The sequence below is a fragment of the Kitasatospora sp. NPDC058184 genome, from assembly GCF_042883725.1.
Taxonomy (GTDB): Bacteria; Actinomycetota; Actinomycetes; order Streptomycetales; family Streptomycetaceae; genus Kitasatospora.
In genome coordinates this window covers 158,401-184,965 of the sequence record NZ_JBHVVE010000012.1, presented here as the reverse complement: position 1 = coordinate 184,965, position 26,565 = coordinate 158,401, and the positions used below count along the sequence as shown (strand labels likewise).

At 77.0% G+C, this 26,565-nt stretch carries 2 protein-coding genes; both read left to right on the top strand.

Annotation, left to right across the window (positions count from 1 at the left end; all coding sequences use genetic code 11):
- Nucleotides 1–12: 12 nt before the first annotated feature.
- Nucleotides 13–16,995, top strand: coding sequence for an SDR family NAD(P)-dependent oxidoreductase (locus ACFVXH_RS23450; RefSeq protein WP_387826847.1), 16,983 nt, complete (start codon nucleotides 13–15; stop codon nucleotides 16,993–16,995).
- 86 nt (nucleotides 16,996–17,081) lie between these two features.
- Nucleotides 17,082–26,552 carry a type I polyketide synthase gene (locus tag ACFVXH_RS23445; protein ID WP_387826844.1) on the top strand — a complete coding sequence of 3,157 codons (9,471 nt, stop codon included), beginning with the start codon at nucleotides 17,082–17,084 and terminating at the stop codon, nucleotides 26,550–26,552.
- The last annotated feature ends 13 nt before the right edge of the window (nucleotides 26,553–26,565 follow it).

Below are 26,565 nucleotides of genomic sequence, written 5' to 3'. Positions count from 1 at the left end.
GGAGCCGTTGACATGCCGCGTACCGAGCTGATCAGGCCGCTGCCCGAACTGCTGCGCTCCCAGGCCGCGTCGCTGCGCGACAAGCCGGCCTTCCGGGACGGCCGCCGGTCCGTGGGCTACGCCGAGCTGGAGCTCCGGACCGGACGGCTGGCCGGCCACCTGGCGGCCCTGGGCCTGGGCCGCGGCGGGCGGGTGGCGATCCACCTGGACGCCGGTGTCGAGGTGGTGGAGGCCTACCTGGCCGCCGTCCGGGCCGCCGGTGTCGCCGTCCCGGTCAACCCGCACTCCAGCGACGAGGAGCTGGCCCACATCCTGGACGACAGCGGCGCCGCCGTGGTCGTCACCGACGCCCGCCACCTGGACCAGGTGCTGCGGCTGCGGGCCGACCGGCCCGGGCTGCTGGTGGTCGTCTCCGGTCCGACGGCGCAGGGGCCGCAGGCGGCGCGGGACCTGCCGTCGTTCGAGGCGCTGGCCACCGTCGAGCCCCCGGTGCCGCCGCGCGACGACCTCGGCCTGGACGAGACCGCCTTCATGCTTTACACCTCGGGCTCCACCGGCGCCCCCAAGGGCGTGCTGTCGACCCAGCGCAGCTGCCTGTGGTCGGTGGCGTCCTGCTACGCGCCGCTGCTCGGGCTCTCCCGCGACGACCTGGTGCTCTGGCCGCTGCCGCTGTTCCACAGCCTGGCGCACATCGTCTGCGTGGTCGGTGTCACCGCGACCGGCGCGACCGCGCACATCATGCCGGGCTTCTCCGCGGACGAGGTGCTGGCCGAGCTGCGCGGCGACGCGTACACCTTCCTCGCCGGGGTGCCCGCCCTCTACCACCACCTGCTGCGGGAGGCCGACGCCGGGCGGCTGGACATGCCGCGGCTGCGGGTCTGCCTGTCGACCGGCGCGGTCACCTCGGCCTCGCTGGCCCGGGACTTCGAGGACGCGTTCGGCATCCCGCTGCTCAACAGCTACGGCTCCACCGAGACCTGCGGCGCGATCGCGACCGAGGCGCCGGGCGCCGAGCGGGTCTCCGGCTCGTGCGGCCTGCCGGTCCCCGGCCTGGAGGTGCGGGTGGTCGACCCGGAGACCGGGATCGACACCGCCCCCGGGACGGAGGGCGAGGTGTGGGTGCGCGGGCCGAGCCTGATGCAGGGCTACCACAACCGGCCGGAGGCCACCGCCGAGGCGCTGCGGGACGGTTGGTACCGGACCGGCGACCTGGCGGTCCGGGCGGCCGGCGGCCAGCTGACGATCAGCGGGCGGCGCAAGGAGCTGATCATCCGGGGCGGGGAGAACATCCACCCGGGCGAGATCGAGGACGTCGTCCGCACGGTGCCCGGCGTGCTGGACGTCGCCGTGGCGGGCCGGCCGGACGAGGTGCTCGGCGAGGTGCCGGTCGCGTTCGTGGTCACCGCGCCGGAGGGCGTCGACGCCGAGCTGGTCTTCGCCGCCTGCGCCGAGCAGCTGTCCTGGTTCAAGGTGCCGCAGGAGGTCCGGGCGATCGCCGCCGTGCCGCGCACCGCCTCGGGCAAGGTCACCCGGCACCGGCTGTTCGACCAGCCCGGCACCCTGCTCGGCGCCCGGGGCGTCCGGCAGGAGTCGCTGTACCGGATGGACTGGGTGCCGCTGCCCGCCGGGCCCGTGGAGCCGGTGCGCGCCGCGCTGCTGGGGAGCCCGTCGGACGGAGCCGCCCGGCTGAACGGACCGGACGGCCTGAACGGACCGGACGGACTGGACGGACTGGACGGACTTGACGGACTTGACGGACTTGACGGCCTGAACGGACCGGACGGCCTGGCGGTCGACCGCTACGCCGACCTGGCGGAGCTCACCGCGGCCGGTGCGCCCGAGGTCGTCTACCTGCCCTGGCCCGCCGCCGGCGCGGAGCCGGTCGCGGACGCGGCCCGGCGGACCGCCCGCGAGGCCGCCGAGCTGCTGACCCGCTGGCTCGCCGACGACCGGCTGCGGGAGACCCGCCTGGTGGTGCTGACCCGGGGCGCGCTGGCCGTGCACCCGGGCGAGGAGGTCCCGGGGCTGGCGCAGGCTCCGCTCTGGGGGCTGCTGCGCGCCGCGCAGACCGCGCACCCCGGCCGCTTCACCGTGGCCGACCTGGACGGCGAGGCCGCCTCCGTGGCCGCCCTGCCGGCCGCCCTGGCCACCGGCGAGCCGCAGTTCGCCGTCCGCGGCGGGGTGCTGCGGGCGCCCCGCCTGGTGCCGGTCACCGCCGCCGCGTCCGGCCGCCGCCTCGACGGCACCGTGCTGGTCACCGGCGCCGGCGGGACGGCCGCGGCCGCGATCGCCCGGCGGCTGGTCGCCGAGCACGGCGTCCGGCACCTGGTGCTGGCCTCCACCACCCCCGACTCGGCCGCGCTGGCCGTGGAGTTGAGCGAGTCCGGCGCGGAGGTCACCCTGGCCGCCTGCGACGCCGCCGACCGCGCGTCCGTCGCCGAGCTGCTCGCGCGCGTCCCGGCCGAGCACCCGCTCACCGCGGTGGTGCACGCGGCCGGCTCCCCCGGGCTGGTCGCCGGCGGGCAGGCCGACCGCTGGGTGCGCACCGGCGTCGACGGCGCGGTGGCCCTGCACGAGCTCACCGCCGGGCTCGACCTGACGGCCTTCCTGCTGGTCTCCTCCACCGGCGCCCTGCGGGGCGCGGACGACGGCGACCACGGCGGCTGTGCCGCGTTCCTGGACGCGCTGGCCCAGCACCGCCGCGCCACCGGCCGGCACGCCGTGTCGCTGGCCTGGGACACCACCGACCCGGGCGCCGTGTCCGACGCCGAGCTGGGCGCGCTGCTGGACTCCGCGCTGGGCGGCGCCGACACCCCCGTGGTCGCCACCCGGGACACCACCGGCGTCCTCTTCCGCGACCCGGCCGCCGCCGACGGCGCGGCGGACACCGTGTTCGCCGCCCGGCTGCGCGCGCTGCCCCGGGCGGAGGCCCGGCAGACGCTGCTCGGCCTGGTGCGGGCCGAGGCGGCCGGGGTGCTCGGCCGGGGCCTGCCGCGGACGATCGCGCCCGAGCGGGCCTTCAAGGACCTCGGGGTGGACTCCGCCTCGGCCGTCCGGCTGCGCAACCGGCTGCGGACCGCGCTCGGCCTGCGCCTCCCGGCGACCGTGGTCTTCGACCACCCCACCCCGGCCCGGCTGGCCGGCTTCCTGCTCGCCGAACTCCTCGACGAGGCACCGGCCCCGGCCGCCCCCGCCCGTCCGGCGGTGGCGGCGGACGAGGACCCGATCGCGATCGTCGCGATGAGCTGCCGCTACCCGGGCGGGGCGATCACCCCCGAGGCCCTGTGGCAGCTGGTCGCCGAGGGCCGGGACGCCGTCTCGGAGTTCCCGACGGACCGCGGCTGGGACACCGACGCCCTGTTCGGCGGCGCCCCCGGCTCGGCCGGCAGCTCCTCGGTCCGGGAGGGCGGATTCCTCTACGACAGCGCCGACTTCGACCCCGACTTCTTCGGCATCAGCCCGCGCGAGGCCCTCGCCATGGACCCGCAGCAGCGGCTGCTGCTGGAGACCTCCTGGGAGGCCATGGAGCGGGCCGGGATCGACCCGGAGGCCCTGCGCGGCAGCCGGACCGGCGTGTTCACCGGCGTGATGTTCCACGACTACGCCAGCCGGCTGCCCCGGGTGCCCGAGGAGGTCGAGGGGTACCTCGGCACCGGCACCGCGGGCAGCGTCGCCTCCGGCCGGGTGTCGTACACCTTCGGCTTCGAGGGCCCGGCGATCACCGTGGACACCGCCTGCTCCTCCTCCCTGGTGGCCCTGCACCTGGCGGTCGCGGCCCTGCGGCGCGGGGAGTGCGACCTCGCCCTGGCGGGCGGCGTGGCGCTGATGGCGACGCCCGAGGTGTTCGTCGAGTTCAGCCGCCAGCGCGGCCTCGCCGAGGACGGGCGCTGCAAGTCCTTCGCCGCCTCCGCCGACGGCACCGGCTGGGCCGAGGGTGCGGGTGTGCTGCTGGTCGAGCGGCTGTCGGACGCCCGCCGCAACGAGCACCCGGTGCTGGCCCTGGTCCGCGGCACGGCCGTGAACCAGGACGGCGCGTCCAACGGGCTGACCGCCCCGAGCGGCCCGGCGCAGGAGCGGGTGATCCGCGAGGCGCTGGCCGCCGCGGGCCTGGCCCCGGCCGAGGTCGACGCGGTGGAGGCGCACGGCACCGGCACCCGGCTGGGCGACCCGATCGAGGCCAACGCGCTCCTCGCCACCTATGGCCAGGGCCGTGAACTTCCGCTGCTGCTCGGCTCGTTGAAGTCGAACATCGGGCACGCCCAGGCGGCCGCCGGGGTCGGCGGCATCATCAAGATGGTGCTGGCGATGCGGCACGGGGTGCTGCCGCGGACCCTGCACGTGGACGCGCCGACGCCGCACGTGGACTGGTCGGCGGGCGCGGTGGAGCTGCTGACCGACGACCGGGAGTGGCCGGAGACCGGTCGCCCGCGCCGGGCCGGCGTCTCCTCCTTCGGCGTCAGCGGCACCAACGCCCACGTCATCATCGAACAGCCGGACGCGGAAGAATTCCCGGCGGGCGAGCCCGCCGCGCACGGCGTGCTGCCGCTGCTGCTGTCCGCGAAGTCGGCGGACGCCCTGCGCGCCCAGGCCGCGCTGCTCCAGGACTCCGAGGCCGCCCCGATCGACCTCGCCCACTCGCTGGCGACGACCCGCTCGCTGTTCAACCACCGTGCGGTGGTGCTCGGTTCGGACCGTACCGAGCTGACCGAAGGCCTCCGGGCGCTCGCCGAGGGCGCCGAGAGCGCCACCGTGCTGACCGGTACGGCGGACGCCACCGGCGGGACCGTCTTCGTGTTCCCCGGGCAGGGCTCCCAGTGGGTCGGGATGGCCGTCGAACTCCTCGACAGCGAGCCGGTGTTCGCCGCACGGATCGCCGAATGCGCCGACGCCCTCGCCGAGTTCACCGACTGGAACCTCGTCGACGTCCTGCGCGGCGCCGACGGCGCACCCGGCTACGACCGGGTGGACGTCGTCCAGCCCGCCCTCTGGGCCGTCATGGTCTCCCTCGCCACCCTCTGGCAGGCGTACGGCGTCGAGCCCGACGCCGTCATCGGCCACTCCCAGGGCGAGATCGCCGCCGCCACCGTCGCCGGCGCCCTCACCCTCCAGGACGGCGCACGCGTCGTCGCCCTGCGCTCCCAGGCCATCACCGCCATCGCCGGAAACGGCGGCATGGTGTCGCTCTCCCAGTCCGCCGAGGACGCGCTCGCCACCATCGCGCCGTGGGCCGACCGCGTCTCCGTCGCGGCCGTCAACGGCCCCTCCTCCGCCGTCGTCGCCGGGGACGCCGACGCCCTGGACGAGCTGCTGCGGCGGTGCGCCGCCGACGGCACCCAGGCCCGCCGGATCAACGTCGACTACGCCTCCCACTCGGCCCATGTCGAGGCCCTGCAGGCCGAGTTGCTCGACCTGCTCGCCCCCGTCACCCCGCGCCCGGCCGACATCCCGTTCTGGTCCACCGTCGACAGCCGCTGGCTGGACACCACGACGATGGACGCCGCCTACTGGTACCGCAACCTCCGCCAGACCGTCCGACTCGCCGACGCCACCCGCCAGTTGGCCGAGCAGGGCCACGACCTCTTCATCGAGGTCAGCCCCCATCCCGTCCTCACCGGCGCCATCCAGGACACCCTCCACCACACCACCGCCCACACCCTCGGCACCCTGCGCCGCGACCACGGCGGCACCCGCCGCTTCCTCACCTCCCTCGCCGAAGCCCACGTCCACGGCGCCCCCGCCGACTTCACCCCGCTCCTCACCACCGGCCACCGCACCGACCTCCCCACCTACCCCTTCCAGCGCAACCGCTACTGGCTGGAGGCGGCCCCCGGCGCCTCGGACGTGACCGCCGTCGGCCTGGCCGCGGCCGACCACCCGATGCTCGGCGCGGCCGTCCCGCTCGCCGACGGGCACGGCCACCTGCTGACCGGCCTGATCTCGCGCACCACCCACCCGTGGCTGGCCGACCACACCGTCATGGGCACCACCCTGCTGCCCGGGACCGCCATGGTGGACCTGGCCGTCCGGGCCGGTGACGAGGTCGGCTGCGGCCGCCTCGACGAACTCACCCTGGAAGCCCCACTGGTGCTGCCCGAGCAGGGCGCCGTCCAGGTCCAGATGGTGGTCGGCGAGGCCGACGCCACCGGCGCCCGGCCGGTCGGCCTGCACTCGCGGTCGCAGGACGCCGCGGCCTCCCGGCCGTGGACCCGGCACGCCGCGGGCACCCTCTCCCCCGCCGTGCCCGCCGCCCCCGCGGACCTCACCCAGTGGCCGCCGGCCGGCGCCGAACCGCTGCCGGTCGAGGACCTGTACGAGCGGCTGCCCGCCGGGTACGGACCGGCGTTCCAGGGTGTCCGCGCGGCCTGGCGGCGCGGCGAGGAGGTGTTCAGCGAGGTCGTGCTGAGCGAGGAGGTCGCCGACCGGTCGGCCCGCTACGGGCTGCACCCCGCGCTGCTGGACGCCGCCCTGCACGCCATGGACCTCGGCGCCGTCCGGCACCGCGAGGAGTCCGCCGAGGGCCACCTGGCGTTCGCCTGGAGCGGGGTCTCGCTGCACGCCGCCGGCGCGACCGCCTTGCGGGTCCGGCTCTCCCCGGCCGGTCTGGACTCGGTCGCCCTGGAGGCCTCCGACGAGCACGGCGTGCCGGTGGTCTCGGTGGAGGGCCTGGCCGTCCGGCCGGTCTCCTCCGACCAGCTGCGCGCGGTCCACACCGGGCCCGACGGCGACTCGCTGTTCCGCGTCGACTGGACGGACCTGCCCGGGGCCGCCCCGGTCACCGGCCGCTACGCCCTGGTCGGCGAGGACGCCCTCGGCCTGGCCGCCGGGCTCACCGCGGCGGGCAGCACGGTGGACGCGTACCCCGACCTGGCCGCCCTCGCCGCCGCCGACGGCGCCGCCCCCGACACCGTCCTGCTGCCCCTCGCACCGGGCGCCGCACCGGAGTTGGTCCCCGCCGTGCGGGCGGCCACCCACGCGCTGCTGGGCCTGCTCCAGCAGTGGCTCGCCGAGGAGCGCTTCGCCGAGAGCCGCCTGGTCGTGCTGACCCGGGGCGCGGTGGCCGGGGACGGCCCGGGCGACGGCCTGCCGGACCTGGTGACCGCCCCGCTCTGGGGCCTGGTCCGCTCGGCGCAGTCCGAGCACCCGGACCGGATCGTCCTGGTCGACCTGGACGGGCAGGACGCCTCCTACCGCGCCCTGCCCGCCGCCCTGGCCGGCGACGAGCCGCAACTGCTGCTGCACGACGGCTCGGTACGGGCCGCGCGGCTCACCCGGGTCCGGCCCGCCGAGCAGGGCGCCCCGGCGCTCGACCCGAACGGGACGGCCCTGGTCACCGGGGCCACCGGCGGCCTCGGCGTGCTCGCCGCCCGCCACCTGGTCGCCGCCCACGGCGTCCGGCACCTGCTGCTGACCAGCCGGCGCGGCGAGGCCGCCGAGGGCGCCGCCGAACTCCTCGCCGAGCTGCGCGCGGCGGGCGCCGAGGTCACCCTGGCCGCCTGCGACGTCGCCGACCGCTCCGCCCTCGCCGAGCTGCTGGCCGGCATCCCCGCCGAGCACCCGCTCACCGCCGTGGTGCACACCGCCGGCATCGTCGACGACGGCGTGATCGAGACGCTCACCGACGGGCAGTTCGACCGGGTGCTCGCGCCCAAGCTCTCCGGCGCGCTCAACCTGGCCGAACTCACCCGCGACGCGGACCTGGCCGCCTTCGTGCTGTACTCCTCCGCCGCCGCCGTATTCGGCGCCGGCGGGCAGGCCAACTACGCCGCCGCCAACGCCTTCCTCGACGCCTACGCCCGGCACCTGCGAGCCGAGGGCCGGCCGGCCGTCTCGCTGGCCTGGGGCCTGTGGGCGGAGCGCAACGGCATGGGCGGCCGGCTCACCGGCACCGACCTGCGCCGGATGGCCGGCGTCGGCACCGCGGCGCTCTCCGCCGAGGAGGGGCTCGCCCTGCTGGACGCCGCCCGCGCGGCCGGTGAACCGGCGCTGATGCCGATCCGGCTCGACCTGGCCGCCGTGCGCGCCCAGTCCGACGCCGTCCACCCGCTGCTGCGCGGCCTGGTCCGCACCCGCTCGGGCCGTCGGCGGCCGACCGACCGGGCCGGCGGCTCGGCCCTCGCCCAGCGGCTGGCCGGGCTGACCGGGCCCGAGTGCGACCGGGAGCTGCTGGACCTCGTCCGCGCCACCGCCGGCACGGTGCTCGGGTACCCGGCCGGCACGGCGGTGGACCCCGAACGGACCTTCAAGGAGCTGGGCTTCGACTCCCTCACCGCGGTCGAGCTCCGCAACCGCCTGCACGGCTCGACCGGCCTGCGCCTGCCCGCCACGCTGATCTTCAACTACCCGACCCCGAAGGCCCTGGCCGGCCACCTGCGCGAGCAGGTGCTCGGCGACCGGCTCCCCGCCGCCGCACCGGCCGCGGCCACCACCGCGACGGCCCGGGACGACGACCCGATCGCGATCGTCGGCATGAGCTGCCGCTTCCCGGGCGGGGTGCGCACCCCGGAGGACCTGTGGGAGCTGGTCCTCGCCGGGCGCGACGCGGTCGGCGCCCTGCCGACCGACCGCGGCTGGGACCTCGACGGGCTCTACGACCCCGACCCCGACCGGGTCGGAACCTCGTACACCCGCGAGGGCGGATTCCTGTACGACGTGGCCGAGTTCGACGCGGCGTTCTTCGGGATCAGTCCGCGCGAGGCGCACGCCATGGACCCGCAGCAGCGGCTGCTGCTGGAGACCTCCTGGGAGGCCTTCGAGCGGGCCGGCGTCGACCCGGTGTCCGTCCGGGGCGGGCAGGTCGGCGTGTTCGTCGGCACCCACGGCCAGGACTACGGCACCCTGCTGGCCGCCGCCCCGCCCGGCAACGAGGGCTACCTGGTCACCGGCAACGCGGCCAGCGTGGTCTCCGGCCGGATCTCCTACGCGCTCGGCCTGGAAGGGCCGGCCGTGACCATCGACACCGCCTGCTCCTCCTCCCTGGTGGCGCTCCACCTCGCCGTCCAGGCGCTGCGCGCCGGCGAGTGCTCGATGGCGCTCGCGGCCGGTGCCGCCGTGATGGCCACCCCCGAGGGCCTGGTGGCGTTCAGCCGCCAGCGCGGCCTCGCCGAGGACGGGCGCTGCAAGGCCTTCGCGGCGGCCGCCGACGGCTTCGGCATGGCCGAGGGCGTGGGCGTGCTGCTGGTCGAGCGGCTGTCGGACGCCCGCCGCAACGGGCACCCGGTGCTGGCGGTCGTCCGGGCCACCGCGATCAACCAGGACGGCGCCTCCAACGGGCTCACCGCCCCCAACGGCCCGGCCCAGGAGCGGGTGATCCGCCAGGCCCTGGCCACCGCCGGCCTCACCGCCGCCGACGTGGACGCCGTCGAGGCGCACGGCACCGGCACCCGGCTCGGCGACCCGATCGAGGCCAACGCCCTCCTCGCCACCTACGGCCAGGACCGCGAACTGCCGCTCCAGCTCGGCTCGGTGAAGTCCAACCTCGGCCACACCCAGAGCGCGGCGGGCGCGGCGGGCATCATCAAGATGGTGCTGGCGATGCGGCACGGGGTGCTGCCCCGGACCCTGCACGTGGACGAGCCCACCCCGCACGTCGACTGGTCGGCGGGCGCGGTGGAGCTGCTCACCGAGGAGCGGGAGTGGCCGGAGACCGGCCGTCCGCGCCGGGCCGGCGTCTCCTCCTTCGGCGTCAGCGGAACCAACGCCCACGTCATCCTCGAACAGCCCTCCCCGGAGGCCCCGGCGGGCGAACCGACGGCGCACGGCGTCCTGCCGCTGCTGCTGTCCGCGAAGTCGGCGGACGCCCTGCGCGCCCAGGCCGCGCTGCTCCAGGAGTCCGAGGCCGCCCCGATCGACCTCGCCCACTCGCTGGCGACGACCCGCTCGCTGTTCAACCACCGTGCGGTGGTGCTCGGTTCGGACCGCACCGAGCTGACCGAAGGCCTCCGGGCACTCGCCGAGGGCACCGAGAGCGCCGCCGTGGTCGAGGGCACCGTCTCCACCGCCGGACGCACGGTGTTCGTGTTCCCCGGGCAGGGCTCGCAGTGGGTCGGGATGGCCGTCGAACTCCTCGACAGCGAGCCGGTGTTCGCCGCGCGGATCACCGAATGCGCCGACGCCCTCGCCGAGTTCACCGACTGGAAGCTGATCGACGTCCTGCGCGGCGCCGACGGCGCACCCGGATACGACCGGGTGGACGTCGTCCAGCCCGCCCTGTGGGCCGTCATGGTCTCCCTCGCCGCCCTCTGGCAGGCCCACGGCATCCACCCCGACGCCGTCATCGGCCACTCCCAGGGCGAGATCGCCGCCGCCACCGTCGCCGGCGCCCTCACCCTCCAGGACGGCGCCCGCACCGTCGCCCTCCGCTCCCAGGCCATCACCGCCATCGCCGGAAACGGCGGCATGGTCTCCATCGCCCTCCCGGCCGAGGAGATCGACCTCACCCCCTGGCACGACCGCATCTCCGTCGCCGCCGTCAACGGCCCCGCCTCGGCGGTCGTCGCCGGGGACGCCGCCGCCCTCGACGAACTCGTCGAGCGCTTCACGGCGGACGGCATCCGTGCCCGCCGGGTCACCGTGGACTACGCCTCGCACTCGGCCCATGTCGAGGCCCTGCAGACCGAGTTGCTCGACCTGCTCGCCCCCGTCACCCCCCGCCCGGCCGACATCCCGTTCTGGTCCACCGTCGACAGCCGCTGGCTGGACACCACGACGATGGACGCCGCCTACTGGTACCGCAACCTCCGCCAGACCGTCCGACTCGCCGACGCCACCCGGCAGTTGGCCGAGCAGGGCCACGACCTCTTCATCGAGGTCAGCCCCCACCCCGTCCTCACCGGCGCCATCCAGGACACCCTGCACCACACCACCGCCCACACCCTCGGCACCCTGCGCCGCGACCACGGCGGCACCCACCGCTTCCTCACCTCCCTCGCCGAAGCCCACGTCCACGGCGCCCCCGCCGACTTCACCCCGCTCCTCACCGCCGGCCACCGCACCGACCTCCCCACCTACCCCTTCCAGCGCAACCGCTACTGGCTGGACACCGTGGCCGGTGCGGCCGCCGTCACCACGGCGGGCCTCACCGCCCCCGAGCACCCCCTGCTCGGCGCGGCCGTGCCGCTCGCGGACAGCCACGGCCACCTGCTGACCGGGCTGCTCTCCCGGCACAGCACGCCGTGGCTGGCCGACCACACCGTGATGGGCGCGACCCTGCTGCCCGGGACGGCGTTCCTGGAGCTGGCCGTCCGGGCCGGCGACGAGGTCGGCTACGGCCGCCTCGACGAACTCACCCTGGAAGCCCCGCTGGTCCTGCCCGAGCGCGGTGGCGTCCGGCTCCAGGTCCTGGTCGGCGCGGAGCAGGACGGCCTCCGTCCGCTGCGGATCGACTCCCGCCCGGCCGACGCCGCCGAGGACGAGCCGTGGACCCGGCACGCCTCGGGCACGCTCTCCGCGGCCACCGACGCGGCCCTCGACGCGGCAGCCGACGAGTCCGCCGCGGACCTCACCGCCTGGCCGCCGGCCGGCGCGACCCCGCTGGACGTCACCGACGCCTACCAGCGGCTCGCCGACGCCGGGGTGGACTACGGCCCGGCCTTCCAGGGCCTGCGGGCCGCCTGGCAGCACGGCGACCAGGTCTACGCCGAGGTCGCCCTGCCCTCCACCGAGCAGGCCGCGGCCGCCCGCTACGGGCTGCACCCGGCGCTGCTGGACGCCGCCCTGCACGCGATGGGCCTGGTGCCGGACGCCGAGCAGGGCAGGCTCGCCTTCTCCTGGGGCGGGATCCGGCTGCACGCGAGCGGCGCGACCGCGCTGCGCGTCCGGCTGGCCCGGACGGCTCCGGAGACCCTGTCGCTGACCGTCGCGGACCTCGGCGGCGCGCCCGTCGCCTCGGTGGACTCGCTGCTGCTGCGGCCCGTCTCCGCCGAGCGGCTGCGCACCACCGAGCGGGCCGTGCGCGAGTCGCTGCTGCGGATCGAGTGGCTGCCGGTGCCGGCCGGCGACCCGGCCGCCCGCTCCTGGACGCTCCTCGGCACCGACAGCGCCGACCGCGCCGACCGCACGGACGGCACCGACCGCACGGACGGCGCCGGCAGCACGGACTGCCTGGCCGCCCTGGCCGAGCTGGGCTCGGCGGTGGACGCCGGCGCGGCCGTGCCCGACGTGGTCGCGGTGGAACTCGCCCCGTACCAGGGATCCGAGGCGACGGACGAGCTGGCCGCCGCGGTCGGCGCGACGACCGTACGGGTGCTGCGACTCGTCCAGGAGTGGCTGGTGGACCCGCGGTTCGCCGAGGCCCGGCTGGCCGTGCTGACCCGCGGCGCGGTCGCCACCGGGGAGGGTGCGCCCGATCCGGTCCTGGCCGCCGTGTGGGGCCTGGTCCGCTCCGCGCAGTCGGAGAACCCGGACCGGCTGGTCCTGGTCGACCACGACGGAGGTGAACTGCCGCTGGCCGCACTGCCGGTGGACACCGAGCCGCAGCTGGCCGTCCGGCGGGGCGCCCTGCTCGCCCCGCGCCTGGCCAAGGCACCGACCGCCGCCGGGAAGGCGGGTGCTGGTGCGCAGGTCCCGCTGGACGTCTCCGGGACCGTTCTGGTCACCGGCGCGATCGGCGGCCTGGGCGAGCTGACCGCCCGCCACCTGGTCGCCGCCCACGGCGCCCGGCACCTGCTGCTGACCAGCCGGCGCGGCCCGGCGGCCGAGGGCGCCGCCGAACTCCTCGCCGAGCTGCGCGCGGCGGGCGCCGAGGTCACCCTGGCCGCCTGCGACGTCGCCGACCGCCGGCAGCTCGCCGAGCTGCTCGCCGCCGTCCCCGCCGAGCGCCCGCTCACCGCCGTGGTGCACACCGCGGGCGTGGTGGACGACGGAACCGTCCTCTCCCTCTCCCCCGAGCAGTTCGACCGGGTGCTCGCACCCAAGGTCACCGGCGCGCTCAACCTGCACGAACTGGCGGGCGACGTCGGCGGGTTCGTCCTCTTCTCGGCCGCGGCCGGTGTGCTCGGCAACCCCGGGCAGGCCAACTACGCCGCCGCCAACTGCTTCCTGGACGCGCTGGCGCAGCGCCGCCGCGCCCAGGGCCGGCCGGCCGTCTCGATGGCCTGGGGCCTGTGGCAGGAGCGGTCCGGCATGGCCGGGCGCCTCGTCGACGCCGACCTGGAGCGGATCGTGCGGGGCGGCGCGGTGCCGATGAGCGCCGAGACCGGACTGGCCCTGTTCGACGCGGCCGTGGCCTCGGGCGAGGCGGTGCTGGTGCCGATCCAGCTGGACCGGGCCCACCTGCGCGGCCGGGCGGCCACCGTCCCCGCGCTGCTGCGCGGCCTGGCCTCCGGTGGCCCGGGCCGCCGCACGGCCGGTGCCCCGGACGCCGCTCCGGCGGGCGGTCTGGCCGGGCGCCTGGCCGGGCTCTCCGGCGAGGACCGCCGGCGGACCGTGCTGGACCTGGTCCGCGGCCACGTCGCCGCGGTGCTCGGGCACGACTCGGGCGACGCCGTGGAGGAGGAGAAGGCGCTCAAGGAACTGGGCTTCGACTCGCTGACCGCGGTGGAGCTGCGCAACCGGCTCAACTCCGCGACCGGGCTGCGCCTTCCGGCGACCCTGGTGTTCAACCACCCGACGCCGCGCGCGCTCGCCGCGCACCTGGTCGAGGAGCTGCTCGGCGCGGACGCGGACGACTCCGCCCCGGCCCCGGCGGCGGTGGCGGTCACGGCCGACCCCGACGAGCCGATCGCGATCGTCGCGATGAGCTGCCGCTTCCCCGGGGGGATCGCCACCCCGGAGGCGCTGTGGGAGGTGCTCGCCGAGGGCGGTTCGGTGCTCTCGGAGTTCCCGGCCGACCGCGGCTGGGACCTGGAGGGCATCTACCACCCCGAGCCGGGCACCCCGGGCCGCACCTACACCCGGACCGGCGGCTTCCTGACCGACGTGGCCGGGTTCGACCCGGCGTTCTTCGGGATCAACCGCCGTGAGGCGCTGGCGATGGACCCGCAGCAGCGCCTGCTGCTGGAGACCTCCTGGGAGGCCTTCGAGCGGGCCGGGATCGACCCGCTCGGCCTGCGCGGCAGCCGGACCGGCGTGTACGCGGGCATGGTCTACCACGACTACGCGACCTGGGTTCAGGACGTGCCCGAGGAGGTCGACGGCTACCTCGGCAACGGCAGCGCGGCCAGCGTGGCCACCGGCCGGGTGGCGTACGCGCTGGGCCTGGAGGGCCCGGCCGTCACCGTGGACACCGCCTGCTCCTCCTCGCTGGTCGCCCTGCACTTCGCGGCGGCCGCCCTGCGGCGCGGCGAGTGCGACCTGGCGCTGGCCGGCGGCGTGACCGTGATGTCCACGCCGAAGCTGCTGATCGAGTTCGCCCGCCAGCGCGGCCTCGCCGAGGACGGCCGCTGCAAGGCCTTCGCCGCCGGCGCCGACGGCACCGGGTTCTCCGAAGGCATCGGCATGCTGCTGGTCGAGCGGCTGTCGGACGCCCGCCGCAACGGGCACCCGGTACTGGCGGTGCTGCGCGGCAGCGCCGTCAACCAGGACGGCGCCTCCAACGGGCTCACCGCCCCGAACGGCACCGCGCAGGAGCGGGTGATCCGCCAGGCGCTGGCCGCCGCCGGTCTCGCCGCGGGCGAGGTCGACGTGGTGGAGGCGCACGGCACGGGCACCAAGCTGGGCGACCCGATCGAGGCCCAGGCACTGCTGGCCACCTACGGCCAGGACCGCGAACTGCCGCTGCTGCTCGGCTCGGTGAAGTCCAACCTCGGCCACACCCAGGCCGCGGCGGGCGTCGCCGGGGTGATCAAGACGGTGCTCGCGATGCGCAACGGCGTCCTGCCGGGCACCCTGCACGTCGACGAGCCCTCGCCGCACGTGGACTGGACGGCCGGAGCGGTCGAGCTGGCCACCGCGACGCGGGACTGGCCGGAGACCGGCCGCCCGCGCCGGGCCGGCGTCTCCTCCTTCGGCATCAGCGGCACCAACGCCCACCTCGTCCTGGAGCAGGGCGACCCGGCGCCGACGGCCCCCGAGCGGAGCCACGAGGGCCCGGCCGTACGGCCGTTGGTGCTCTCCGGCCGGTCCGAGGAGGCGCTGCGCGGCCAGGCCGGGCGACTGCTGGAGCTGGTCGAGGGGCGGCCGGATCTGCACCCGGCCGACCTCGGGCTCTCCCTGGCCACCACGCGCTCGCAGTTCCCGCACCGGGGTGCCGTGGTCGCCGCGGACCGGGACGGCCTGCTGGCCGGGCTGCGGGCCCTGGCCGCCGGGACGCCGCAGGCGCCCGGGGTGCTGAGGGCGGTGGCGGCCTCCGGCCGGACGGCCTTCCTGCTCACCGGCCAGGGCGCCCAACGCACCGGCATGGGGCGCGAGTTGTACGCGGCGTACCCGGTGTTCGCGGCGGCGTTCGACGAGGTCTGCGCCGAGCTGGACCGCCACCTGGAGCGCCCGCTGCGCGAGGTGATCGCCGAGGGCGGCGAACCGCTGGACCGTACGGGCTGGACCCAGCCCGCCCTGTTCGCCGTCGAGGTGGCGCTCTACCGCCTGGTCGAATCCTGGGGCGTCCGGCCGCACTTCCTGGCCGGCCACTCGATCGGCGAGGTCGCGGCCTTCCACGTGGCCGGCGTGCTGTCCCTGCCGGACGCCGCCCGCCTCATCACCGCCCGTGCCCGTCTGATGGACCACCTCCCCACCGGCGGCGCCATGGTGGCGCTCCGGGCCACCGAGGAGGAGGTCCTGCCCCTGCTCACCGAGCGGGTCTCGATCGCCGCCGTCAACGGCCCCCGCTCCGTCGTGATCGCCGGTGACACCGCCGAAGTCCGGGCCGTCGCCGCACAGTTCGACAAGGCCCGCGAACTGCGCGTGAGCCACGCCTTCCACTCCCCGCTCATGGAACCGATGCTCGACGCGTTCCGCGACGTCCTCACCGAGCTCACCTACCACGCACCCGCCATCCCGATCGTCTCCACCCTCACCGGCCGACCCGCCACCACCGAGCAACTCACCGACCCCGACTACTGGATCCGCCACGCCCGCCACACCGTCCGCTTCCACGACGCCGTGGAGACGCTGCTGGCGGAGGGCGTCACCACCTTCCTGGAGCTCGGCCCCGACGGTGTGCTCACCGCCATGGGCCAGGAGTTCCTGGACGGCACGGCGGCCGGCGGCCGGGCGGCCCTGGTCGCCGCGCAACGCCGGGACCGCTCCGAGGAGTTCGCCCTGGCGTCCGCGCTGGCCGCGCTGCACCTGCGCGGCGTGCCGGTGGACTGGACGGCGTTCCACGCGGACGGCCACAGGGTCGACCTGCCGACCTACGCCTTCCAGCGCGGGCGGTACTGGCTGGACGTCGTCCAGCCGAAGGCCGGGGCCGGGACGGCCGACCCGCTGGACGCCTCCTTCTGGGCGGCCGTCGAGCAGCAGGACGAGGCCTCGCTGGCCGCCGTCCTGCGCCTGGAGGGCGACACCGGGGACCTCCCGTCCGAACTGCGGGCCGCGCTGCCGCTGCTCGCCGCCTGGCGGCGCGCCGCCAGGGCGGACGCCCCCGCGCCGCGGCCGGCCGACGCGCAGGACGCCGACGCGCCGGGCACCGGTGAGCGGCCGGACCGGTCCGCCGGGCTGCGGGAGCGGCTCGCCGGACTCACCGAGCCGGAGCGCGACGAGCTGCTGCTGGAGCTGGTCGAGGAGTGCGTCGCCGGCGTGCTCGGCGAGGCCCCGCACAGCGGCCTCGACCCCGAGTGCGGCTTCCTGGAGCAGGGCTTCGACTCCCTGACCGCGGTCGAGCTGCGCAAGCTGCTCACCGACGCCACCGGTCTGCGCCTGAGCAGCACGCTGATCTTCGACTACCCGACCCCCGCCGCCCTCGCCAAGCAGCTGCGCACGGCGCTGGACCCGGAGCTGCCGGGCGTCGGCCCGGCCGCGGGCGACGGCGCCGGGGCGACCGGCACCGCCGAGGCGGTCGGCGACGAGCTGATCGACGACATGGATCTGGCCGAGCTGCTCCGCCTGGCCCGCGACAACTCCTAGGCGGCCCCGGTGATCCGCGCCGCCGTGAGAAGGCGGCGCGGATCACCGCCCCCTGGACCCGACCTGAGCTTGATGTACGGAGATTTGTGATGAACGCAGCACCCCAGGAAGTCGTCGCGGCACTCCGGGATTCCCTCAAGGAGATCCAGCGGCTGCGCCGGGAGAACCGGCAGCTGGTGGACGCCGGCCGCGAGCCGATCGCGATCGTCGGCATGGCCTGCCGCTACCCCGGCGAGGTGACCTCGCCCGAGGAGCTCTGGCAGCTGGTCGACGGGGGTGTGGACGCGATCTCCGGCTTCCCGGTCAACCGGGGCTGGGACGTCGAGGCGCTGTACGACCCCGACCCGCGGACGCCGGGCACCAGCTACGTCCGCGAGGGCGGCTTCCTGCACCGGGCCGACGAGTTCGACCCGGCGTTCTTCGGGATCAGCCCGCGCGAGGCGCTGGCCATGGACCCGCAGCAGCGGCTGCTGCTGGAGACCTCCTGGGAGGCCTTCGAGCGGGCCGGGATCGCGCCGACCTCGGTGCGCGGCAGCCGGGTCGGGGTGTTCGCCGGTATCGCCACCGCCGACTACGCGGCCCGCTTCCAGTCCGTTCCCGAGGAGGTGGAGGGCTACCTGGGCAACGGCAGCGCCGGCAGCGTGGCCTCCGGCCGGGTGGCGTACGCGCTGGGCCTGGAGGGCCCGGCCGTCACCGTGGACACCGCCTGCTCCTCCTCGCTGGTCGCCCTGCACCTGGCGAGCCAGGCCCTGCGCTCGGGCGAGTGCTCGCTGGCCCTGGCCGGCGGCGTCACGGTGCTCTCGACCCCGGCCGGGTTCGTGGAGTTCAGCCGCCAGCGCGGGCTGGCGCCGGACGGCCGCTGCAAGTCCTTCGCCGCCGCCGCGGACGGCACGGCCTGGGGCGAGGGCGTCGGCATGCTGCTGCTGGAGCGGCTCTCCGACGCCCGGCGCAACGGGCACCCGGTGCTGGCGCTGGTCCGCGGCTCGGGCATCAACCAGGACGGTGCGAGCAGCGGGCTGACCGCGCCGAACGGTCCCGCCCAGCAGCGGGTGATCCGGCAGGCGCTGGAGAGCGCCGGGCTGGCGGCCGGCGAGGTGGACGTGGTGGAGGCGCACGGCACCGGCACCACCCTCGGCGACCCGATCGAGGCCCAGGCGCTGCTGGCCGCCTACGGCCAGGACCGCGAACGGCCACTGCTGCTGGGCTCGTTGAAGTCCAACATCGGCCACACCCAGGCCGCCGCCGGGGTCGGCGGCATCATCAAGATGGTCGAGGCGATGCGCCGGGGCACCGTCCCGCGCACCCTGCACGTGGACGAGCCGACGCCCGAGGTGGACTGGACGGCCGGGTCGGTCGAGCTGGTCACCGAGGCCCGGGACTGGCCGGAGACCGGCCGCCCGCGCCGGGCCGGGGTCTCCTCCTTCGGCGTCAGCGGCACCAACGCCCACGTCATCGTCGAGCAGGCGCCGGAGGCCCCGGCCGACCCGGAGGCCGAGGCGCGGGCCGGTACGGCGCCCGCGCTCGCCCCGCACCTGCTGTCGGCGAAGACCGTCCCCGCGCTGCGGGAGCAGGCCGCCCGGCTGCGCGCCCGGCTGGACGCGGACCCCGGGCTGGACCTCACCGACCTGGCCTACTCGCTGGCCACCGGCCGCGCGCGGTTCGCCCACCGGGCCGCCGTGGTCGCCACGGACCGCGCCGAACTCGCCGCCGGACTGGCCGCGGTGGCCGAGGGCGACGGGATCACCGCGACGACGACCGGCAAGACCGCGTTCCTGTTCACCGGCCAGGGCGCCCAACGCACCGGCATGGGACGCGAGTTGTACGCGGCGCTCCCGGCGTTCGCGGCGGCGTTCGACGAGGTCTGCGCCGAGCTGGACCGCCACCTGGAGCGCCCGCTGCGCGAGGTGATCGCCGAGGGCGGCGAACCCCTGGACCGTACGGGCTGGACCCAGCCCGCCCTGTTCGCCGTCGAGGTGGCGCTCTACCGCCTGGTCGAATCCTGGGGCGTCCGGCCGCACTTCCTGGCCGGCCACTCGATCGGCGAGGCCGCGGCCTTCCACGTGGCCGGCGTGCTGTCCCTCCCGGACGCCGCCCGGCTCATCACCGCCCGTGCCCGTCTGATGGAGCACCTCCCCGCCGGCGGCGCCATGGTGGCGCTCCGGGCCACGGAGGAGGAGGTCCTGCCCCTGCTCACCGAGCGGGTCTCGATCGCCGCCGTCAACGGCCCCCGCTCCGTCGTGATCGCCGGTGACGCCACCGAAGTCCGGGCCGTCGCCGCACAGTTCGACAAGGCCCGCGAGCTGCGGGTGAGCCACGCCTTCCACTCCCCGCTCATGGAACCGATGCTGGCGGAGTTCCGCGACGTCCTCGCCAAGCTGACCTACCACGCCCCGGCCATCCCAATCGTCTCCACCCTCACCGGCCGACCCGCCACCACCGAGCAACTCACCGACCCCGACTACTGGATCCGCCACGCCCGCCACACCGTCCGCTTCCACGACGCCGTGGAGACGCTCCGGGCGAAGGGCGTCACCACCTTCCTGGAGCTCGGCCCCGACGCCGTGCTCACCGCCATGGGCCGGGACCACGGCGACGACGGCGACGAGGCCTTCGTGCCGGTGCTGCGGCGCGACCGGGCCGAGGTGCGGACCGCCGTGTCCGCCGTGGCGGCGCTGCACGGGCGCGGGGTGCGGGCCGACTGGGCGGCGTTCTTCGCCGGTTCCGGCGCGCGCCGGGTCGACCTGCCCACCTACGCCTTCCAGCGCCGCCGCTTCTGGCTGGACGCCGCGCCCGTCGCGGGCGCCGCCGACCCGGCGGACGCCTCCTTCTGGGCCGCCGTCGAGCAGCAGGACCTGGCCGCCCTCGGTTCGAGCCTCCGGCTGGCCGAGGAGGAGCAGCGCTCGCTGGGCGACCTGCTGCCCGCGCTCTCCTCCTGGCGGCGCGAGCGCCAGGACCGTTCGCTGCTGGACTCCTGGCGCTACCGGGTCGAGTGGCAGCGGCTCGCCGACCCGGCCGCCCCGCCCGGGCTCTCCGGCGACTGGCTGGCCGTCCTGCCGGCCGGCTGGACGGAGGAGGGCACCGGCGGCGCGCTGTCCGCGCTGCGGGCCCGCGGCGCGCGGGTGCTGACCGTCGCGGCGGCCGAGGGCGAGGACCGTGCCGGGCTGGCCGCCCGGTTGCTGGCCGCCGCCGGGGAGCGGCAGCCGGACGGCGTGCTCTCCCTGCTGGCCCTGGACGAGCGGGAGGCGCGGCCCGGGGTGCCGGCCGCGCTGCCCGACACCGTGCTGCTGCTGAACGCCCTGGACGAGGCCGGGCTGGACGCGCCGCTGTGGTGCGCGACCCGGGGCGCGGTGGCGGTCGGGACGGGCGACCGGGTCAGCCCCGCGCAGGCGCAGCTGTGGGGCCTGGGCCGGGTGGCCGCGCTGGAGTGCCCGGTGCGCTGGGGCGGCCTGGTCGATCTGCCGGAGGCGGTGGACGGGAAGGCGGCCGACCGGCTGGCCGCGGTGCTGGCGGGCGGGTCCGGCGAGGACCAGGCCGCCGTCCGGGCGGACGGGCTGTACGCGCGCCGCCTGGTCCGGGCGGCCGGTGGCGCGGCGGGCCGCGAGTGGCGGCCGCGCGGCACCGTGCTGGTGACCGGCGGTACCGGCGCGCTGGGGGCCCGGATCGGGCGCTGGCTGGCCGCGAACGGCGCGGAGCACGTGGTGCTGACCGGCCGTCGGGGCGGTGCGGCCGCCGGGGCCGCCGCGCTGGAGGCCGAGCTGTCCGCGCTGGGCGCCCGGGTCACGGTGGCGGCCTGCGACGTCGCGGACCGCGCGGCGCTGGCCGGGCTGCTGGACGGGCTCGGCCCGCTGAGCGCCGTGGTGCACGCGGCCGGCTCGGGGGCGATGGGGCCGCTGCGCGAGCTCGACGCGGACGCGCTGGCCGCGTCCGGCGCCGCCAAGGTGACCGGAGCGGCGCACCTGGACGAGCTGCTGGACGGGCAGGAGCTGGACGCCTTCGTGCTGATGTCCTCCGTCGCCGGGGTCTGGGGCGGCGGCGGCCAGGCCGCGTACGGCGCGGCGAACGCGTTCCTGGACGCGCTGGCCGAGCAACGCCGGGCGCGCGGCCTGACGGCCACCTCGGTGGCCTGGGGCCCGTGGGCCGGGGAGGGCATGTCGGCCGGTCAGGAGGGGCCGCTGCGACGGATGGGCCTCGGCGCGCTGGCGCCGGACCTCGCGGTCGCGGCCCTGCGGCAGGCGCTGGACCTGGACGACACGGCCGTGACCGTCACCGAGGTCGACTGGTCGCGCTTCCACCCCGGTTTCACCGCCGTCCGGCCGAGCCCGCTGCTGGGCGCGCTGGCCGAGGTGCGGGAGCTGGAGCGCGCCGAGGAGCGGCCCGCGCCCGCCGACGACGCCGCCTCGGCGCTGCGCTCCGCCCTCGCGGGCCTGCCGGTCGCCGAGCGCTCCCGGTCCCTGGTGGAGCTGGTGAGCGGCCTGGCGGCGGAGGTCCTGGCCCACCCCACGGCCGACGGGATCGAGGTGGTCCGCCCGTTCCAGGAGCAGGGCTTCGACTCGCTGACGGCGGTGGAGCTGCGCGACCGGCTCGCCCGGTCGACCGGGGTGCGGCTGCCGAGCACCCTGCTGTTCGACCACCCGACCCCGGAGGCGGTGGCCGCCCGGCTGCTCGGCGAGCTGCTCGGCGAGGACGGCTCGGCGGCCGCCCCCACCGCCGGCCCGGTGGACGCCGGGGAGCCGATCGCGATCATCGGGATGAGCTGCCGCTACCCCGGCGGGGTCGGCTCGCCCGAGGAGCTGTGGCAGCTGGTCGCCCAGGGCCGGGACGCCGTCGGCGGCTTCCCGCAGGACCGCGGCTGGGACACCGCCGCGCTGTTCAGCGACGACCCCGAGCAGCCCGGCACCTGCTACGCCTCCGAGGGCGGCTTCCTGTACGACGCGGCCGGGTTCGACGCGGCGTTCTTCGGGATCAACCCGCGCGAGGCGCTGGCGACGGACCCGCAGCAGCGGCTGCTGCTGGAGACCTCCTGGGAGGCCTTCGAGCACGCGGGCGTGGACCCGCTGTCGGCGCGGGGCAGCCGGACGGGCGTCTTCACCGGCATCTCGTACCACGACTACGCGGCCCGCTTCAGCACCGTCCCGGAGGAGGTGGAGGGCTATCTGGGCAACGGCAGTTCGGCCAGCGTCGCCTCCGGCCGGATCGCGTACACCCTCGGCCTGGAGGGCCCGGCGGTGTCCGTGGACACGGCCTGCTCCTCCTCGCTGGTCGCCCTGCACCTGGCGGGCCAGGCGCTGCGCTCCGGCGAGTGCTCGCTGGCCCTGGCCGGCGGCGTCGCGGTGATGTCGACGCCGGGTTCGTTCATCGAGTTCAGCCGCCAGCGCGGGCTGGCGCCGGACGGGCGCTGCAAGGCGTTCGCCGAGGCGGCGGACGGCACCGGCTGGGGTGAGGGCGTCGGCATGCTGCTGCTGGAGCGGCTCTCCGACGCCCGGCGCAACGGCCACCCGGTGCTGGCGGTGCTGCGCGGCAGCGCCGTCAACCAGGACGGCGCCTCCAACGGGCTGACGGCCCCCAACGGCCCCTCCCAGGAGCGGGTGATCCGCCAGGCCCTCGACCGGGCCGGGCTGGCCGCCACCGAGGTCGACGTGGTGGAGGCGCACGGCACGGGCACGAGGCTGGGCGACCCGATCGAGGCGCAGGCACTGCTGGCCACCTACGGCCAGGACCGTGAACGGCCGCTGCTGCTGGGCTCGTTGAAGTCCAACATCGGCCACACCCAGGCCGCCGCCGGGGTCGGCGGCGTGATCAAGATGGTCGAGGCGATGCGCCGGGGCACCGTCCCGCGCACCCTGCACGTGGACGCGCCGTCCTCGCAGGTGGACTGGTCGGCGGGCGCGGTGGAGCTGCTCACCGAGGCCCGGGAGTGGCCGGAGACCGGCCGCCCGCGCCGGGCCGGCGTCTCCTCCTTCGGCGTCAGCGGCACCAACGCCCACGTCATCCTCGAACACGCCCCCGAGGAGCAGCCCGCCGACGAGGTGCCCGCCGAGGAGGCTCCTGCCCCGGGCGCGCTCCCCTTCCTCCTCTCCGCCAAGACCGACCAGGCCCTGCGCGACCAGGCCCGCCGCCTGCGCGACCACCTGGACACCGAGGCAGCCTCGGCCGACCTCGGCCTCTCCCTCGCCGTCTCCCGCACGCAGTTCGCCCACCGCGCGGCCCTGGTGGCCGCCGACCCGGACGGCCTGCGGGCCGGACTGGAGGCGCTCGCGGCCGGCGAAGCGGCCCCCGAGCTGGTGCGCGGCACGGTCTCCCCCGGCCGCACGGCCTTCCTCTTCACCGGCCAGGGCGCCCAACGCGTGGGCATGGGAAGCGAGTTGTACGCGGCGTACCCCGTGTTCGCGGCGGCGTTCGACGAGGTCTGCGCCGAGCTGGACCGCCACCTGGAGCGCCCGCTGCGCGAGGTGATCGCCGAGGGCGGCGAACTCCTGGACCGTACGGGCTGGACCCAGCCGGCGCTGTTCGCCGTCGAGGTCGCCCTCTACCGCCTGGTCGAGTCCTGGGGCGTGCGGCCCGACTTCCTGGCCGGGCACTCCGTCGGCGAGCTGGCCGCCGCGCACGCGGCCGGGGTGCTGTCGCTGGCCGACGCCGCCACGCTGGTCGCCGCCCGCGGCCGGCTGATGGAGCGACTGCCCGCCGGCGGCGCGATGGTGGCCGTGGCGGCCGCCGAGGCCGAGGTGCTGCCGCTGCTCGGCGGCGAGGTGGCCGTGGCCGTGGCCGCCGTCAACGGCCCGCGCGCCACCGTGCTGGCGGGCCCGGAGGAGGCCGTCCTGCGGATCGCCGGGCAGCTCGCCGACGCCGGGCACCGCACCCGGCGGCTGCGGGTCAGCCACGCCTTCCACTCCCCGCTGATGGACCCGATGCTGGCGGAGTTCCGCGAGGTCGCGGCGGCGCTGACATACCACGAGCCGCGGATCCCGGTGGTCTCCGGCACCGGCCGCCCGGTGGCCGCCGAGGAGCTGTGCACGGCGGAGTACTGGGTCGGCCAGATCCGTGCCGCCGTCCGCTTCGACGACGTGTTCCGGCGGCTGGCCGCCGACGGGGTGAGCCGGTACCTGGAGCTGGGCCCGGACGGCGTGCTGACCGCGATGGGCCAGGACTGCCTGGCCGTGGCGGCGCCCGAGGGCGGCTTCGCCCTGCTGCCCGCGCTGCGCCGGGACCGGCCGGAGGCCGCGGCCCTGGTCCGGGCGGTCGGCGCGCTGCACACGCTCGGCGCGGAGGTGGACTGGCCGGCCTTCTTCGCCGCGGCCGGAGCCGCCGCGTCCCGTCGTGTGGAGCTGCCCACCTACGCCTTCCAGCGCGAGCGGTTCTGGCTGGACGGCCCCGCGCCGGCGGCCGACCCGGTGGACACCGCCTTCTGGGCGGCCGTCGAGCAGCAGGACCTGGCCGCGCTCGGCGCGAGCCTCCGGCTGGCCGAGGAGGAGCAGCGCTCGCTGGGCGAGGTCCTGCCCGCGCTGTCCTCCTGGCGCCACCGCAAGCGGGACGGCTCCCGGCTCGACTCCTGGCGCTACCGGGCGGGCTGGCAGCGGCTCCCGGAGCCGGCGGCCGTCCTGCCGCGGGCCGACCGCCCGATGGGCACCTGGCTGGCCGTGCTGCCCGCCGGGGGCGCCCCGGCGGCCGTCGAGGGCGCCCTGGCGGCGCTGGAACGGCACGGCGCGGACCTGCTGCGGGTGACGGTCGGCCCGGACGGCCTCGACCGGAGCACCCTGGCGGGCCCGCTCCGGCAGGCCCTGGACGGCACGGCCCCGACCGGGGTGCTCTCGCTGCTGGCCCTCGCGGACGGCGCCGACGAGCACACCGTCACCTCCGGCGCCGTGGCGCTGCTCCAGGCCCTCGGCGACCTCGCCCCGGACGCCCCGCTCTGGTGCGCGACCCGGGCCGGCGTGACGGTCGGCGGGCAGGTCGCGAGCCCGGCGCAGGCCGCGCTGTGGGGCCTGGGACGGGCCGCCGCGCTGGAGCACCCCGACCGCTGGGGCGGCCTGGTGGACCTGCCGGAGGAGTTCGACGGCCCGGCCGGGGACCGGCTGGCCGCGCTGCTGACGGGCGGGTCCGGCGAGGACCAGGTCGCGGTGCGGCCCGACGGCCTGTACGGGCGGCGGCTGCTGCCCGCGCCGTCGGCCCGGCGCGGCGACGCGCCCGGCTGGGACCCGGAGGGCACGGTGCTGATCACCGGCGGCACCGGCGCGCTCGGCGCCCGGCTGGCCCGCCACCTGGTCGCCGAGCACGGCGTCCGCCACCTGCTGCTCACCAGCCGCAGCGGGCCCGGGGCCCCGGGCGCGGCCGACCTGACCGCCGAACTCCGCGCCCTCGGCGCCACCGTGACCGTCACCGCCTGCGACGCCGCCGACCGCGACCGGCTCGCCGCGCTCCTCGCGGACATCCCGGCCGAGCACCCGCTCACCGCGGTGGTGCACGCCGCCGGGGTGCTCGACGACGGCGTGATCGACGCGCTGACCCCGGAGCGGCTGGCGACCGTCCTGCGGGCCAAGGCCGCCTCGGCCCGCCACCTGCACGAGCTGACCCTGGACCTGGAGCCGGCGGCCTTCGTGCTGTTCTCCTCCTTCAGCGGCACGCTCGGCGCCCCCGGGCAGGCCAACTACGCCGCCGCCAACGCCTACCTGGACGCCCTGGCCGAGCGGCGCGCGGCCCTCGGCCTGCCCGCCACCTCGGTGGCCTGGGGGCCGTGGGACGAGGGCGGCATGGCCGCCGGGGGCGAGGTGCTGGAGCGCGCCCGGCGCACCGGGGTGACCCCGCTGGCGCCGGAGTCGGGGCTGGCCGCCCTGGACGCCGCGCTGGCCCAGGGCGACACCGCGGTCGCCGTGGTGGACGTGGACTGGTCCCGGTTCGCGCCGGGGTTCGTCGCGGCCAGGCCCAGCCGGCTGCTCGCCGAGCTCCCGGCCGTCCGGGCGCTGGCCCCGGACCGGGACGGCCCGGCCGCCGCGGCCGAGGACGGGAACGCGTTGGCGGCCAGGCTGGCCGGCGTCTCCGCGGCGGAGCGCGAACGCGTCCTGCTGGAGCTGGTCCGCCGGCTCACCGCGGAGGTGCTCGGGCACCGCGGGCCGGAGGCGGTGGAGCCCCGGAAGGGGTTCCTGGAGCTGGGGTTCGACTCGCTGACGGCGGTCGAGCTGCGCAACCGCCTGGGCGGCGCCACCGGCCTCCCGCTGCCCGCCACGCTGCTCTTCGACCACCCGGACCCGGTGGCGCTGGCCGCCCTGCTGGCGGGCCGGCTGGCCCCGGTGGAGGACACCGCCGGGGAACCGGACGTGTTCGCCGGGCTGGACGCGCTGGAGGCGGCGCTCACGGACGCCGGGCTGGACGACGAGGACGGCCGCCGGGTCACCGTCAGGCTGGAGACCCTGCTGGCCAAGTGGCGCGAGTTCAGGGGTGCAGGGGTGGCGGTCAGGGGTGTCCCGGCCCCGGGTGCGGCTGCCACTGTCGAGGCGGACCTCGAACTGCAAGCCGCATCGGTGGATGAGGTGCTCTCCCTGATAGATGCGGAATTCGGCCTCTGAGCGGACAACCGCT

What these genes read in the sequence shown, in the direction of transcription:
- ACFVXH_RS23450 (WP_387826847.1), top strand. Translation starts at nt 13, where the DNA reads ATGCCGCGTACCGAGCTGATCAGGCCGCTGCCCGAACTGCTGCGCTCC.